The organism is Chitinimonas arctica, assembly GCF_007431345.1.
GTDB classification, from domain to species: domain Bacteria; phylum Pseudomonadota; class Gammaproteobacteria; order Burkholderiales; family Chitinimonadaceae; genus Chitinimonas; species Chitinimonas arctica.
In genome coordinates this window covers 2,568,605-2,582,573 of sequence record NZ_CP041730.1, presented here as the reverse complement: position 1 = coordinate 2,582,573, position 13,969 = coordinate 2,568,605, and the positions used below count along the sequence as shown (strand labels likewise).

At 61.3% G+C, this 13,969-nt stretch carries 15 protein-coding genes and 2 tRNA genes; 7 read left to right on the top strand and 10 right to left on the bottom strand.

The window, feature by feature from the left end; translation table 11 throughout:
• Positions 1–30 precede the first annotated feature (30 nt).
• The 5 genes from FNU76_RS11750 to FNU76_RS11730 form a co-directional block, all read right to left on the bottom strand.
• Entirely contained in the window at positions 31–1,284 is a 1,254-nt protein-coding gene (locus FNU76_RS11750; protein ID WP_144278374.1) for a type II toxin-antitoxin system HipA family toxin, read from the bottom strand.
• Positions 1,271–1,801, bottom strand: a complete 531-nt coding sequence (locus tag FNU76_RS11745) for a helix-turn-helix domain-containing protein (RefSeq protein ID WP_144278373.1) — start codon at positions 1,799–1,801, stop codon at positions 1,271–1,273. The genes FNU76_RS11750 and FNU76_RS11745 overlap by 14 nt, the downstream gene beginning before the upstream one ends.
• Before the next feature lie 242 nt (positions 1,802–2,043).
• Positions 2,044–2,268: a hypothetical protein gene (locus FNU76_RS11740; protein WP_144278372.1), complete on the bottom strand. Its 225-nt coding sequence runs from the start codon at positions 2,266–2,268 to the stop codon at positions 2,044–2,046.
• 156 nt (positions 2,269–2,424) lie between these two features.
• Positions 2,425–2,500 (bottom strand) — tRNA-Lys (locus FNU76_RS11735).
• A gap of 20 nt (positions 2,501–2,520) precedes the next feature.
• Positions 2,521–2,596: transfer RNA gene (locus FNU76_RS11730), tRNA-Lys, on the bottom strand.
• A 265-nt stretch (positions 2,597–2,861) separates the two neighbouring features.
• Between FNU76_RS11730 and FNU76_RS11725 the strand changes: the two genes are divergently transcribed.
• On the top strand, positions 2,862–3,281 hold the full coding sequence (locus tag FNU76_RS11725; RefSeq protein ID WP_144278371.1) for a VOC family protein: 420 nt from the start codon (positions 2,862–2,864) through the stop codon (positions 3,279–3,281).
• A gap of 8 nt (positions 3,282–3,289) precedes the next feature.
• Here the strand turns inward: FNU76_RS11725 and FNU76_RS11720 are convergent, their stop codons facing one another.
• A complete protein-coding gene (locus FNU76_RS11720; protein ID WP_144278370.1) occupies positions 3,290–3,784 on the bottom strand; it encodes a biotin/lipoyl attachment domain-containing protein in 495 nt (164 codons plus the stop codon).
• Between the two features lie 195 nt (positions 3,785–3,979).
• On the opposite strand from FNU76_RS11720, the gene FNU76_RS11715 reads away from it, so the two are divergent.
• Entirely contained in the window at positions 3,980–5,956 is a 1,977-nt protein-coding gene (locus FNU76_RS11715) for a helicase-related protein (protein WP_144278369.1), read from the top strand.
• Between the two features lie 7 nt (positions 5,957–5,963).
• Here FNU76_RS11715 and aroG read toward each other — a convergent pair whose 3' ends face one another.
• From aroG to FNU76_RS11700, 3 genes are all read right to left on the bottom strand, one after another.
• A complete protein-coding gene (gene aroG / locus FNU76_RS11710) occupies positions 5,964–7,028 on the bottom strand; it encodes a 3-deoxy-7-phosphoheptulonate synthase AroG (RefSeq protein ID WP_144278368.1) in 1,065 nt (354 codons plus the stop codon).
• 136 nt (positions 7,029–7,164) lie between these two features.
• Positions 7,165–7,578 (bottom strand): RNA polymerase-binding protein DksA, encoded by a 414-nt coding sequence (dksA, locus tag FNU76_RS11705; RefSeq protein ID WP_144278367.1) that lies wholly within the window; start codon positions 7,576–7,578, stop codon positions 7,165–7,167.
• Positions 7,579–7,747: 169 nt separating this feature from the next.
• Positions 7,748–8,053 carry a c-type cytochrome gene (locus FNU76_RS11700; RefSeq protein ID WP_144278366.1) on the bottom strand — a complete coding sequence of 102 codons (306 nt, stop codon included), beginning with the start codon at positions 8,051–8,053 and terminating at the stop codon, positions 7,748–7,750.
• Between the two features lie 254 nt (positions 8,054–8,307).
• Between FNU76_RS11700 and FNU76_RS11695 the strand changes: the two genes are divergently transcribed.
• Positions 8,308–9,198, top strand: coding sequence for an energy transducer TonB (locus FNU76_RS11695; RefSeq protein WP_144278365.1), 891 nt, complete (start codon positions 8,308–8,310; stop codon positions 9,196–9,198).
• A gap of 226 nt (positions 9,199–9,424) precedes the next feature.
• On the opposite strand, the gene FNU76_RS11690 is transcribed toward FNU76_RS11695, so the two are convergent.
• Positions 9,425–10,801, bottom strand: a complete 1,377-nt coding sequence (locus FNU76_RS11690; RefSeq protein ID WP_179958442.1) for a PAS domain-containing protein — start codon at positions 10,799–10,801, stop codon at positions 9,425–9,427.
• 124 nt (positions 10,802–10,925) lie between these two features.
• Here FNU76_RS11690 and ruvC point away from each other — a divergent pair, with 124 nt between their 5' ends.
• The 4 genes from ruvC to tolQ all read left to right on the top strand — a co-directional run bounded on the left by ruvC (position 10,926) and on the right by tolQ (position 13,969).
• Entirely contained in the window at positions 10,926–11,444 is a 519-nt protein-coding gene (ruvC, locus tag FNU76_RS11685) for a crossover junction endodeoxyribonuclease RuvC (RefSeq protein WP_144278363.1), read from the top strand.
• A 17-nt stretch (positions 11,445–11,461) separates the two neighbouring features.
• Positions 11,462–12,055, top strand: coding sequence for a Holliday junction branch migration protein RuvA (ruvA, locus tag FNU76_RS11680; RefSeq protein WP_144278362.1), 594 nt, complete (start codon positions 11,462–11,464; stop codon positions 12,053–12,055).
• Positions 12,056–12,148: 93 nt separating this feature from the next.
• On the top strand, positions 12,149–13,198 hold the full coding sequence (gene ruvB / locus FNU76_RS11675; protein ID WP_144278361.1) for a Holliday junction branch migration DNA helicase RuvB: 1,050 nt from the start codon (positions 12,149–12,151) through the stop codon (positions 13,196–13,198).
• An 84-nt stretch (positions 13,199–13,282) separates the two neighbouring features.
• Positions 13,283–13,969 (top strand): protein TolQ, encoded by a 687-nt coding sequence (gene tolQ, locus FNU76_RS11670; protein ID WP_144278360.1) that lies wholly within the window; start codon positions 13,283–13,285, stop codon positions 13,967–13,969.

Below are 13,969 nucleotides of genomic sequence, written 5' to 3'. Positions count from 1 at the left end.
CCCGAAGGAAGAGGTTTGCCACGCAACTGATCAAGCTTGGAAAATGCTCCCCATCGTATCGAGCTCGCCTGCGGACAGACCAACTTGCTTCGCCTCCTCTCGCCATTTGCCGACAACGTGAGCCACTTCTATAACGATTGCCGCTGCCTTCCGAGCATCTAGCCGGTAGAACTCGGCGGTTGACATGACGAGGTCAAGTTCGGAGTCGGTACTAACATCATCCAGAGCAATCGCATGCGAGTCCTTCGCCCGGTTTGGATTCATGTCAAATGCCTTGGATAATCGCCAGCCATTCGCCGCACGTACAAACCCATGATTGCGTAGATGGTCATCCGTATTGCGAACCATCACATTGAACACCACCCGCCTAAACAACTGCGCCAAGTCTGCAGCAATGGTGCCGGTAGCGCCTTGCTCATGGATGAACTGTGCCATTTCAAGGTAACTGGCAGCCTCGCCATCCTGTTTTTCCAGCAATGTCATTGCAGATGCGTACATACGGCGTGAATCGCCTTCGCGGTCGAATCTTTTGACGCAAAAAGTTCGGTAATTCGATGCGAACTGCGCGATATACGATGGTGGCACCCAGATGCCAGCCTTATGGGCCAAGCGATGCGTTACGAACTCCCAAGCACCAACGTCGTAGCGATCATTCTTGGCTGGGAACTTGGCAATCCAGAGCGACAAATCCCGCTCCCTGAAGTTTGCCTTAGGCCGGGCGCCGCCTAGGGACGAACCCGGCGCCACCAGTTGCGCCAACAATTTCTCAAATTCGGGAAGTTGTTCAACGCCTTCGCTTTCGATCTTTGCACAAGTCGCCTGGAGTTCGGCCAGTTGTGTGACCAATGGTATCGAACACTCGCCAGTATCCAAGTATTGCCCATTCACTCGCCTGAAGCGCAAGGCACCTTGCCGAGTCTCATCGTTGACACGCAGCAGGAAGTCCATTTCTTGCAGGTTGGAAATTGCACGTCCTTCTTTCCTTGCCCGACTGGCCTCGAGCCGCTCCATCAGTACGCGGCCCCAACGGTCAGGCGCTGAGTCCAGGAAGATACCGAATGAAGTATTGTTGGCTGGCGGATGCTGCTCGCTTTTCCACAAGGCAAGTCGAGGATCAAGGGTGAAATCTTGGGCCTCGATCCAATCACTGTCGTATTGGAAGGAGATTGGCGAGTCGGTGCGATGCAGATCACGGTAAATCGTGCCTACCCTGCGTATACGCCCAAGGCTGTCGTCATCGATGTAGACCTCGATCTCATCCCGGTTCGGTTTAGCTTTCGCCATTGCCGGTTCCCGCCTTCTTTTGCAGAAGATTGGCAAGGAAAGCCCTGTTCTTCTGCGAGCTAGTCACAGGCTTGTTCCCGTCATCCCGCACGCTCTCCGGGTGGGTAGCAGCAAACCCACTCCTTGTGGGTTCGCCATGCTTGGATGCCTTTTGCGAATGTCGAATGGGGGCTGTGCTGAACTCCCCAGTCGCTGCATTGCGCCTTGTTCCACTCGCCGCTTTCTTGCGCGGAGGGAGCGCCAAATCTTGCAGCTTGCGACCTAAGACGTCGTCGCTGGCAATCTGGTCAATATCCCGGTCAAGCCCGAGAATTCGCAATGCCTTTGCATAAGTACCGATGGCAATACTGGGATCACCATTTTCCAGGCGACTGAGGGTATCCCGCGAAACGTCCAACCGCTCCGCGAATGACACCGCCGTCAGGTTTCGGCGCAGACGAGCCAGCCTCAGGCGCTCACCGAGTTCGGTAAGTTGCCTGGCTATCGCAGGAAAAATGACTTGATGGACTCTAGGCATGACCGATACTTCCGACACTTATGCATATCACGCCTAAAATATCGGACATATTTCTACATGTCCAGTCGCCTATTCTGTTGCTGAGGCAGAATTCGTCCGATAAAAATGACATTTCCAGCGAAAATGCCGAAAGTATCGGACATAACTTCACGGGGCGAAAAATGGCGCCATTCATCCCTTGGATCTCTCCACGCTCGAGGACGCCAAATGCCTTAGCCTGCAGTTCCTGCGTGACAGGCACCTCAGCCAAAGCTGACCTTCTTGTGGTGGATGACCGCATTCACGGCATCTTCGGTCGAGAAGAGGTATTGGCTTTCCTGCGTTTGCAAACCCAAGCCCATCTTCATGCGAGAAGCGGCTTGGGAGCGGCTCTTCTCCGTAGACAGCGCTGTATGCACCACGCCTTCGCGTGATGTTGTAGTGCGCTTCGCCGCTTGAAAGCGGACGGTAAGATGGGCCTTGGACATCGGCGGATTATCGGCAGCGCCGATGTGACTCGTCAACGTACGTGGACTACCTCGACGCCGCCCACCAAGAGCAGGCCTCACCCGCCAGCAATGCCGATCGAGCGCGGAAATAGCAAAAGGCCTTCCGAAGAAGGCCTTTTGTATCACTGCAAATTCTGGTGGGGCGTCACAGATTCGAACTGTGGACCTACGGATTAAGAGTCCGCTGCTCTACCAACTGAGCTAACGCCCCGAATATTACTTCGGTTTCCCTGGTGGGTCGTGCGGGACTCGAACCTGCGACCAACGGATTAAAAGTCCGCTGCTCTACCAACTGAGCTAACGACCCTAGGGAGCCGCGCATTATAGAGACTTGGATCCGGGTGTCAAGAAATTCTTTGCTTCCCGGTGAAAATAACTTTGTGCGATCCACTGCGCAAAGCCGTTTTCAAGTCTGTCGGCGATTCGAGATGCGCATTCTGCCCATGATGACCTCGCTAGGCAAGTCCTATCGTTACCTGGGTGGTAGTTGCTCGCCGAGTAGGGGCCTTGGCGATATCCTTGTGCGGCCTACCGCTACGGCGGCCCATCCCACTCAACCTTTGGACAGAACCATGAAATATCTCCACACCATGGTGCGCGTCACCGACCTCGACGTATCGCTGCGCTTCTACCGCGATGCCTTGGGGCTGCAGATCGTTTCCCGCAAGGATGTGGAAGCGGGGCGTTTCACCCTGGTCTACCTGGCCGCGCCGGGCGATGAAGACGCCCAGCTGGAACTCACCTTCAATTGGGACCCGGAAACCTATACCGGCGGCCGCAACTTCGGCCATGTCGCCTATCGGGTCGATGATATCTACGCTACCTGCCAGCGCCTGGCGGACCACGGGGTGACCATCAGCCGTCCACCGCGCGATGGCTATATGGCGTTTGTCCGTTCGCCGGACAATATCTCCATCGAACTGCTGCAGGCCGGCGGGCCCTTGCCGCCGGCCGAACCGTGGGTATCCATGCCCAATGTCGGCAGCTGGTAAGTCCGCCCTCAGCGCCGCAACAGTTCGCGTGCCGCGTCGAGCGCGCGCAGTTCCTGCCTGACGTGCCGTTCAACGTCCTGGCGGGCCAAGCGCCTCCCGGCGCACGGTACTTCATCGGGCGACAAGCCGAGGGCGGCGCAAAGTGCCAAAGCATCCCCGTCCCACTCCTGCGGGGCCTGGCCGCCGCCCAAGCGGCAGGCGGGGATGCGCAGATTGTCATCGGCATCCTCGGCGGCAATCAGCGCCATGCCGAATTCCGGTTCTTCCGCTTCGATCATTGCCAGCAAATCGCTGGCGCCGAGCGGCTCGCCCAGCGCCACGCAATGTTCGGTCAAGATGCCGGCGATCGGTGTCAACACGAGGTGCGGCTCGCCGGCAACGGCCAGGCGTACCAGGGGCGTATCGGCAGCGACCTCCCTTCCGGGCGGCACTAGCCATTCCATGACCATGGCAGGCGGGAGCAGGTCGTCGGGGGCACAGACGAGATGAGTGGTAACCGGCATGCAAGCGCTTTCGAGTCCCGGCCTGGACCGGCTGACGGTGGAAATGAAACCGATGATACGGAAAAATACACCAGCATGCCGCGTTCCCTACCCCACCACGTAGTGCCAACTTGCAGATAAAGCAGGGATAATCCGCCGTCGCCGCAGTGCTTCTGCCACACCCATTTATCGTCAACCGCGTCGTCCAAGGCCTACATGACCGTTTCCACACCCGCCGCCCTCGATACCGTCACAGCAGAAGTCGCGGCCATTGGCGCACATCTGCAAGCCCACCACGCCACGCTCGTCACCGTGGACGGCCACTACGCCGTGTCGGTGCAAGGCGAGGTGATCGTGGCCGGCCAGGCCGTCGGCTACCACCTGGTGCCGGACGAAGGTTTTCTGGGTAAAAGCGGCAAATGGCGCCGACTGAGCGATAGCGGCCGCTTGTCATTACTGACCGAGCGCCTGAACGACGCGGCGCGCGAGAAGCTGGAAGCGCAATTGCGCCAGTGCGCCCTGTCGGTGATGAAGATGGCCGACCAATACGAGCTGGATCCTGCCGGCCCCTTGCATGCGCTGCAGGCCAAGTACGAGTTGGCGCGCGATCGCTGCCAGGTGGCCATGGACCGCATCGAAGCGCTCCGCGACCGGCATGGCGCCGCGCGCCAGGCGGAACGTACCCGCGATGCGGTCAACCTATCGCTGTATCCCGAGTCGTTCACCACCGCCCAATCGATGAAGCGGCATTTTATCGCCGTGCTGGGACCGACCAATTCGGGCAAGACCCATGCCGCCATGGAACATCTGGTCAAGGCCAAGTCGGGCGTGTATCTGGCTCCCCTGCGGCTATTGGCGTTGGAGAACTACAACCGACTGCAGGCGGCGGGAGTGCCCGTCAGCCTGGTGACCGGCGAGCAACGCAAATTGCATCCGGACGCTACCCACGTCGCCAGTACGGTGGAAATGCTCAATCCGCACCGCGTCGTGGAAGTAGCCGTCATCGACGAGATCCAGTTGCTGGACGACCCGGATCGCGGCGCTGCCTGGACCGCGGCGGTATGCGGGGTGCCGGCGGGCACCGTCTACCTGTTGGGCGCAATGGAAGCCCGCGAGGCGATCGAATCGCTGGTAAAGCGGGTGGGTGGGACACTGGAAGTGCGGATATTGGCGCGCAAATCGCCACTGGAGATGGAAAAACAGGCACTGGGCTCGCTGGCGAATCTGCGCAATGGCGACGTGCTGATCGCCTTCTCGCGCCGGGAAGTGCTCAATTGGCGCGACCAGGTGGTGGAGCGCGGATTTCCGGTGTCGGCCATCTACGGCAATCTATCACCCGAGGTAAGGCAGGCGCAGGCTGAGCGTTTTGTAAACGGCGAGACCAAGGTGGTGGTGGCGACCGACGCCATCGGCATGGGTTTGAACACACCGGCACGGCGCATCATCTTCACCACGCCCTACAAATACGATGGCTACGCCGAAGGGGTGATTGCCGCCGCCCTGGCCAAGCAGATCGCCGGCCGGGCCGGTCGCTTCGGCGAGCACGAAGCCGGCTTCGTGGCCGGGCTGGATGCGCATACCCACAAGATCATCAGCGTACTGCTGAAGCAAAAGCCCGACCCGCTGCCCAGCACCGGCTTCTTTGTCGCGCCCAATCTGGACTATCTACAGCAGATCGCGGCAGCGACGGGCCAATCCGGCCTGCATCCGCTATTGGAGCTGTTCGCCAAGCATATCAACGTACACGATGAATTCTTTTTGCCGGCCAACCTGACCGAGCAGATGGAAAAGGCAAAATGGCTGGATGGCCTGGACCTGCCGCTGGCCGATCGCTTTGCCCTCAGCCTGTGCCCGGTATCCACCAAGATCCCCCTGCTGGAACGCGCCCTGCAGGATTGGGCCCGGACCCGCGCCGACAAGGGCGTGGCCCCCTTGCTGCAGGCGGAAAACATGGGGCGTCACGACCTGCAATTCTTTGAAGATAGCTGCAAGCTGTACGCCGCCTATGCCTGGCTGAGCTACCGCATGCCCGACACCTTCCCCGACGGCGACAAGGCGCAGACCTTGATGCAATCGACTTCGGCCACCATCGATCGCCTGTTGCAGGTACAGAACAGCCTGCAACGGCACAGCCGCCGGCCACAAGCGCCCAAGCGCGGCGACGGCCGCTTCAACAACCGCCGTCCACGCTGAGGGTGTTTTAAACGCTGCTGCCCTTCCGGCGCGCGGAAACCGCGCCGGCCAGGGTCTTCAGCAGCTGCACGCTGTCGTCCCAGCCCAGGCAGGCGTCGGTCACGCTGCAACCGTATTTCAAGGGCTGGCCTTCGATCAGGTCCTGGCGGCCTTCGTGGATATGGCTTTCGATCATCACGCCGAAGATGGCGTGATTGCCGCCGGCGATCTGGCCGGCCACATCGTCGCCCACGGTGATCTGCCGGCGGAAATCCTTGCTGCTGTTGGCATGGCTGAAATCGACCATGACCTTTTCCGGCAAACCGGCGGCCGTCAGGCTGGACACCGCTGCGCCCACATGTTCAGCCGAATAGTTGGGGGTCTTGCCGCCGCGCAGAATCACATGGCAGTCGGGATTGCCGCCGGTCGAAACGATGGCCGAGTGACCGAACTTGGTCACCGACAGAAAGTGGTGCGGTACGCTGGCGGAGCGGATTGCGTCGATGGCGATCTTGAGGTTGCCGTCGGTGCCGTTCTTGAAACCGACCGGGCAGCTCAGCCCGGAGGCCAGCTCGCGGTGCACCTGCGATTCGGTGGTACGGGCGCCGATGGCGCCCCAGCTGATCAGGTCGGCAAAATATTGCGGCGTGATCATGTCCAGGAACTCGGTCGAGGCCGGGACACCCATATCGTTCAGGTCGAGCAGGAGCTTGCGCGCCAGGCGCAGCCCATTGTTGATATCGAAACTGCCGTCCAGGTGCGGATCGTTGATCAGGCCCTTCCAGCCCACCGTGGTGCGCGGCTTCTCGAAATAGACCCGCATCACGATCAGCAGATCGCGCGCCAATTCCTCGCCGACCGCCAGCAGGCGGCGGCCGTAGTCGAGGGCGGCATCCGGGTCGTGGATCGAGCAGGGGCCGATCACCACCAGTAGCCGGTCGTCCTCGCCGGTCAGTATCCGGTGGATGGACTGGCGTGTCTGGAAGGTCGTCGTGGTGGCCACCTCGGTCACCGGATATTTTTCCAGCGCCGCGATGGGGGGCAGCAGTTCTTTGATTTCCTTGATACGGACGTCGTCGGTCTTGAACAGCATGGCGGGCAACTTGGCAGAGGATCGGGAGCCGCCTAGATTAGCGGCAGCCCCGAACCCGTGCAAATAACTTGTTGTGCCGCGCAAAAAGCAAAACCGCCGACACGAAGGCCGGCGGTTCTGGGTAAGGCAAAGCGACTCAATCGGCGTATTGCTTCTTGAGACGCTCGCGCCTCTCCTGCGCCTCCACGGTCAGCGAAGCGGTCGGCCGCGCCAGAAGGCGCGGCAAGCCGATCGGCTCGCCTGTATCGTCGCAATAGCCATACTCGCCATCATCGATCTTCTTGATGGTGGAATCGATCTTCAACAACAGCTTGCGCTCGCGATCCCGAGTACGCAGTTCCAAGGCGTACTCTTCTTCAAGCGTGGCGCGGTCGGCAGGATCCGGCGTGGCTTCCTGTTCCTGCAAGTGCTGGCTGGTAGCCGTGGCGTTGGCCAGCAGTTCAGCCTTCATGTCCAGGAGACGTTGGCGGAAGAACGCGAGATGATCCTCGTTCATGTAGTCGTCGCCGTTCCATTTGAGGACATCTTCCTCGGTGAGTTTCTTGACCATGGTGGGCTTCTCCACACTGAATTGACGGAATGACCGCCTGGCTGGGCGAGCGATTCCTGAAAGTTGCGGGGCGCGAGCTTAACGGGCTACCCCTCTACTTGCAACCGTCATTGTCGGATGGGCGATAGATGGATTTATCGCACAAACCGCCATGCCGCGCGCGAAGGGTTTATTTCTGGCTCAGAACCCATTGCATGATCACCTTCAGATCGGCATCGCTTATCTGTTGGGCCGGCATGGGAATCTGGCCCCATACGCCTACCCCTCCCTTCTTGACCTTCTCGATCAAACGGCTTTCCGCCTTCTTGTCGCCACGATATTTGACCGCCACATCCCGGAAAGCCGGCCCGACAACCTTCTTGTCGACCTGATGGCAGGCCAGGCAGTTGTACTTGGCCGCCATGGCACGGCCGTCGGGGGCGGCCTGGGCCGTCAGCACGGTAGCTGCCGACAGGGCAGCGAACAGCAATTTCATCAAATCTCTCCAGGTCTGGGGGAAGCGCCGCCACGAACCACTCTCCCATGCCGTGCAAATTGCATGCCGCCGGTTCGTGTGCAACTGGTCAATGATCTTAGCCCTGCCGGCTAAGCGATGGAAGGGCAGAATTGCATGCTCCGACATCGGAACGGCGGCTGTGTTCAAATGAGTGCGCCCGGCCGCTTTGAACGCTGTGCTACACTGCCGCGCGGCTGGCTTGGCCCGTTTCCCTTTCGCCTGTTCCCTATTCCATGTCCGTCGATACTCTCGAACCGGCCCAGCCGGACAACAAGATCTTCATGACCACCGTCGGTTTGTCGGTGCTCGCCCACTTTCTGCTGATCGGCGCCGTGCGTTTCTCGCCGCCCGATCCGCGTACGCTATTCAATCGCGCGTCGCTGGAAATCGTCCTGGTAAATGCCCAGTCGAAAACCGCACCCGCCAAGGCGGATGTGCTGGCACAGGCGAACCTGGACGGCGGCGGCAATACCGACGAGGCCGACCGGCGCATCAAGACGCCGCTGCCGGCCGAGCAGGTTGAAAACCCCAGCCCCGAATTGGAGCAGGCCAGCAAACGCCAGGTCGAACAGGAAACCCAGCTCCGCAAGCTGCTCGGCAATCTGCAGCAGGCGCCGAAGCTGTCGGCCGATGCGGTCAAGCAGTCGCCCTCGCCGTCCGACGCGGTACTGGACCTCGATACCCTGCGCCACCAGGCCAGCGAGATCGATCGCAAGGAAGGCGAGATCGCCCGCGAATTGCAGGCCTACCAATCGCGCCCACGCAAGGCCTTTGTCGGCGCGCGCGCCAAGGGCGTGGTGGAAGCCCGCTACGTGGACGCCTGGCGGATCAAGATCGAGCGGATCGGCAACCTCAACTATCCGACCAACGGGCAAGGCAAGCGCCTGTATGGCAAGTTGCTGATCACGGTGGAGATCCGGTCCGATGGCTCCTTGCACAACGTGACCATCGACCGTTCGTCCGGCGACAAGGAGCTCGATGAAGCCGCCCGCCGGATCCTGCGCATGTCGGCGCCCTTCTCGACCCTGCCGAAGGGCATTCTGGACGGCACCGGCAAACCGGCCGACATCCTGTCGATTACCCGCGCCTGGAGCTTTACCCGTAGCGATAACGAACTGAATTGATACGGACGACCGTGGGGAAGACACATTCGAGCGTTAGCGAGGCCCCCTCGCGGCGGGTGCGTGGTTGTAGGCGCCGAAGGCACCGTACAACCACGGCCTACTCCTTGCGGGTACGAGGGCGGGGGGAGTCGGAATAAAACAGCGAAGGGCCGTCGATATATCACGACCGGTGAACACCCGGGTCCCCCGGGTGCTGAACAGAACGCTCAGTCTTCACTCCACCCAGCTACTTCTTCAGCGGGAGATCGCGCTGTGCGCCGGCCTTAAGGTATTCGGTGGTGGCATCCACCAGGCGCCTGGCCTGCTCGATGGCGCGCTTCAGGTGGGGTAGCGCCCGTTCCACATCGGCCGGATTGCGTTCCAGGATCTGGGCGATCTGGCGTAGCTGGTCCAAGGGCGGCAACAAGCCGGCACTGACGTTCTCCAGCAGCTTATCCTTGAGCAGCTTGTCGTTTTCCAGCTCTTCCTTGTCGCGCTTATAGCGCTGTTCCTTCAGCTTCCAGACGGCGATGTCCTGGGCGACCAGGCTATAGCCCTTGATCGCGCCGCTGCGTTTGTGCGCCAGCAAGGTCAGCATGACCGGCTGATTGCCGCCGTCGCGCCGGACCAGGCCCATTTCACCCCGCCAGATCCCATCCTTGGTGGCCAGCGGCAGGCAGGTATGGAGGAAATGCGGCTGCGCCCAGACCGGCAGGAGATCGGTGATAAACAGATCGCATACCGCATCCTGGTGCACACCCAGCAGTTCGCAACCGGCCGCATTCAGCCGCAGCAACTGGCCGGCCGGGTTGGCCCAGGCAATGGGATCGCGGCCTCTATCCACCAGTTCGACCGCCAGGGCCTGCTGTTCCAATTCGCGATGGCGTCTATCGGTATCGCGCAGGATCGTCAGCAGGCAGTCGCGGCCGGCGTGCCGCAAGCTGCTGGTAACGGCCTCGACCCAGCGCGCGTCACCCTCGCGCGGCGCCACCAGCCAGTCGTAGCGCTGTGGCCGGCCATGCCGGGCGGCATCGATATGGCTTGCCTCGGCCCGCGTATCGAAACCTTCCGTCGTGGCGGAAAAATCCGTCAAGCGCTGCCGCAACAACTCGCCGCGGCTGCACGCCAGCAAGGCCAAGGTGGCGGTATTGGCATCGAGAATATCCAGGCTGGCCGCATCGCGAACCAGCATGGCATCGCCCGCCGCGGCAAAGACGGCATTGCCGATTTCGTGCCGCGCCGCCGCCGGGGCCGGCGCTTGGCAGGGGGTGATCAGGCAATCGATGCGCAGCGGCACCCCTGTTTCATTGGTGATCACCTTGCAACGATGCAGGACCCAGGTGCTGTCGCCGGCCCCGCTCATCAGGCGGTAGACGAACTCCGCCTCGCCGGCGCCGTTCTGGCGCAACTTGTCCATGCCCAGCCAAACGGCCGGCTTGTCGGCGGGATCGATGGCTTCCAGCCAGAAATTCGGGTGGTCATACAGCACACTGACCGGCTCCCCGTACAATTCCGAGGCCGAAAGCGATAGATAGAGCAAGCGGTCGCGGCTAAGCGGCATGGCGAAGGCGACTGCCCGCAGGCCGGACATGACGGCGCTACCTTGCTTGAAACCGTCCAGCATGGCTTCGTTGCTAAGGTTGGGGTTGCTGGGAAAGTATTTCCTGACAATCACGATGGCTGGACCGGTACGAGGTGGCGGGACGATATAATCGGCAGCATAGCACCGCAACCTGAAGGAATATCCCATCCGTATTCTTGGCATAGATCCCGGCCTGCGCACCACCGGCTTCGGCGTGATCGATATCGCCGGACAAAGCCGCATCTACGTGGCCAGCGGCTGCATCCGCAGCGGCGAGGGCAGCCTGCCGACCCGGCTCAAAGTCTTGCTGGAAGGCATCGGCGAAGTGTGTCGCCTTTACCAACCGGAGCAGTCCGCGGTGGAACAGGTTTTCGTCAACGTCAACCCGCAATCGACCCTGCTGCTAGGCCAGGCGCGTGGCGCCGCCATCTCGGCCCTGGTCCTCGCCGGCTTGCCGGTGGCCGAATACACCGCCTTGCAGGTCAAGCAGGCGGTGGTCGGCAATGGCCATGCCGCCAAGGAGCAGGTCAGCCATATGGTGCAGCGGCTGCTGCATCTGGCCGGCGAGCCGCAAGCCGATGCCGCCGACGCGCTCGCCTGCGCCCTCACCCATGCCAACCATGCCAGCGGCGGATTGGCCAATCTGGGCATGAAATCGCGGCGCGGCCGCTGGGTCAGCCTTTAACTTTTCGGAAAAAACACATGATAGGCAAACTCACCGGCAAGCTGCTGGAAAAACACCCACCGCATATCCTGCTCGATGTGCACGGGGTGGGATACGAACTCGATGTGCCCATGTCCACCCTGTACGTGCTGCCGCACGCGGGCGAGACGGCATCGCTCTACACCCACTTCGTGGTGCGCGAGGATGCGCAGCTACTGTACGGCTTCGCCACCCGCGGCGAACGGGAAACCTTTCGCCAGCTGGTGAAAGTAAGCGGCATCGGCCCCAAGATCGCGCTGGCGGTACTGTCCGGCCTGACCGCCGACGAGTTGGCCATGGCGGTGGAACGGGACGATGCGCCCCGCCTCGCCAAGGTACCCGGCATCGGCAAGAAAACCGCCGAACGGCTGATCCTGGAGCTGCGCGGCAAATTGGCCGGCACCACCGCCTTGCATGCCCATGCCGCCGGCCTGTTCGTCGCGCCGGCCAGCGCGCGCGACGATGTAGTCAATGCCTTGCTGGGCCTGGGTTATAACGAGCGCGAAGCGAATGCGGCGATCAAGGGTATGCCGGACGATGTCAGCGTCAACGACGGTATCCGCATGGCCTTGAAATCGCTGGCGAAAGTGTGAGGATGGACAAGGTGGTGTACGATCGTACTCCGATGCGTATCCCTATCTCGCCCGCACATCCGGCGACGTCCCAATTATCCTGGTCCCACTTAAATGATCCAATCCGACAACCTTAGCAGTGCGCCCGCCCGCATGGTCACGCCCAGCCGCCAATCGAGCCAGGAAGAGGCGCTGGAACGGGCGCTGCGGCCGAAGCTGCTCGACGAGTATGTGGGCCAGGAGAAAGCCCGCGGCCAGTTGGAGATCTTTATCGAGGCGGCCAAGAAGCGCGGCGAAGCGCTCGATCATGTCTTGTTGTTCGGCCCGCCGGGTCTGGGCAAGACCACCCTGGCCAATATCATTGCGCGCGAACTGGGCGTGAATATGCGCCAGACTTCCGGCCCGGTGCTGGAACGGGCCGGCGACCTGGCCGCCATGCTGACCAATCTGGAACCGCACGATGTGCTGTTTATCGACGAAATCCACCGGCTCAGCCCGGTTGTCGAGGAAATCCTCTACCCGGCCCTGGAAGATTTTCAGCTGGACCTGATGATAGGCGAGGGGCCGGCGGCCCGGTCGGTCAAGCTGGACCTGCCGCCTTTCACCCTGATCGGCGCCACCACCCGTGCCGGCATGTTGACCAATCCCTTGCGCGACCGCTTCGGCATCGTCGCCAGGCTGGAGTTCTATACCCCGGCGGAGCTGAGCCGCATCGTCAGCCGTTCGGCCGAACTGCTCAACGTCGAAGTCGACCAGGAAGGCGCCTTCGAGATCGCCCGCCGTTCGCGCGGCACGCCCCGCATCGCCAACCGCTTGCTGCGGCGCGTGCGCGACTTTGCCGAGGTGCGCCACGACGGGCGGGTCAGTCGCGACATCGCCGATGCGGCCTTGTTGATGCTGGATGTCGACCATGCCGGCCTGGACGTGATGGATCGCAAATTGCTGAGTGCGGTGATAGAGAAATTTGGCGGCGGCCCGGTTGGGCTGGACAATGTCGCCGCCGCCATCGGCGAATCCGCCGATACCATCGAGGATGTGCTGGAACCGTATCTTATCCAGCAGGGTCTGCTGCAAAGAACACCGCGCGGACGGGTGGCAACACTGCTGGCCTACAGCCATTTCGGCCTGCCTGCGGGCGGTCCGAATGCTTCGTTCAGCGACTGATCAGCTAATTTTTACGCATAATGCGCGTTCGACTGGATTTCGCGGTCGGCGCCGCATGCAAAATATCGAGAAGGAACCCCGCTCTTGGAAGCCTCACTGACCACCAACGACCTGTCCATCTTCAGCCTTATCAGCAACGCCAGCATCGTGGTACAGATCGTTCTGGCCATCCTGATGATGCTGTCCCTGCTGTCCTGGTGGCATATTTTTGTGAAATGGTTCGGCCTGCGCCATGCCGGCGGCAAGACCGACAGCTTCGAAACCGCTTTCTGGGGCGGCTCCGATCTGAACAGCCTCTACCAGCAGGTCAGCCGCGACGGCGCCAGCGTGGGCATGGAAAAGATCTTCGAAGCGGGTTTCGCGGAATTCCTCAAATTGCGAAGGCAGGCCGGCCATGATCTGGGTGCCCTGATGGAGGGGACCCGCCGCGCCATGAAAGCCGCCTGCCAACGCGAAGTCGATCGGCTGGACGCGCATACCAATTTTCTGGCCACGGTCGGCTCCATCTCGCCCTATATCGGTCTGCTGGGTACGGTGTGGGGCATCATGAATGCCTTTCGCGGCCTCAGCAACGTGGGCCAGGCCACCTTGTCGCAGGTCGCGCCCGGCATCGCGGAGGCGCTGGTCGCCACCGCCATCGGCCTGTTCGCCGCCATTCCCGCGGTGGTGGCCTACAACCGCTTTTCGCACGACGTCGATAGGCTGGCCAATCGCTTCGACAGCTTTATCGAGGAATTCAGCAATATTCTGCAACGGCAGGCAGGCAAATGA

What these genes read in the sequence shown, in the direction of transcription:
- FNU76_RS11750 (WP_144278374.1), bottom strand. Translation starts at nt 1,284, where the DNA reads ATGGCGAAAGCTAAACCGAACCGGGATGAGATCGAGGTCTACATCGAT.
- FNU76_RS11745 (WP_144278373.1), bottom strand. Translation starts at nt 1,801, where the DNA reads ATGCCTAGAGTCCATCAAGTCATTTTTCCTGCGATAGCCAGGCAACTT.
- FNU76_RS11740 (WP_144278372.1), bottom strand. Translation starts at nt 2,268, where the DNA reads ATGTCCAAGGCCCATCTTACCGTCCGCTTTCAAGCGGCGAAGCGCACT.
- FNU76_RS11725 (WP_144278371.1), top strand. Translation starts at nt 2,862, where the DNA reads ATGAAATATCTCCACACCATGGTGCGCGTCACCGACCTCGACGTATCG.
- FNU76_RS11720 (WP_144278370.1), bottom strand. Translation starts at nt 3,784, where the DNA reads ATGCCGGTTACCACTCATCTCGTCTGTGCCCCCGACGACCTGCTCCCG.
- FNU76_RS11715 (WP_144278369.1), top strand. Translation starts at nt 3,980, where the DNA reads ATGACCGTTTCCACACCCGCCGCCCTCGATACCGTCACAGCAGAAGTC.
- aroG (WP_144278368.1), bottom strand. Translation starts at nt 7,028, where the DNA reads ATGCTGTTCAAGACCGACGACGTCCGTATCAAGGAAATCAAAGAACTG.
- dksA (WP_144278367.1), bottom strand. Translation starts at nt 7,578, where the DNA reads ATGGTCAAGAAACTCACCGAGGAAGATGTCCTCAAATGGAACGGCGAC.
- FNU76_RS11700 (WP_144278366.1), bottom strand. Translation starts at nt 8,053, where the DNA reads ATGAAATTGCTGTTCGCTGCCCTGTCGGCAGCTACCGTGCTGACGGCC.
- FNU76_RS11695 (WP_144278365.1), top strand. Translation starts at nt 8,308, where the DNA reads ATGTCCGTCGATACTCTCGAACCGGCCCAGCCGGACAACAAGATCTTC.
- FNU76_RS11690 (WP_179958442.1), bottom strand. Translation starts at nt 10,801, where the DNA reads ATGCTGGACGGTTTCAAGCAAGGTAGCGCCGTCATGTCCGGCCTGCGG.
- ruvA (WP_144278362.1), top strand. Translation starts at nt 11,462, where the DNA reads ATGATAGGCAAACTCACCGGCAAGCTGCTGGAAAAACACCCACCGCAT.
- ruvB (WP_144278361.1), top strand. Translation starts at nt 12,149, where the DNA reads ATGATCCAATCCGACAACCTTAGCAGTGCGCCCGCCCGCATGGTCACG.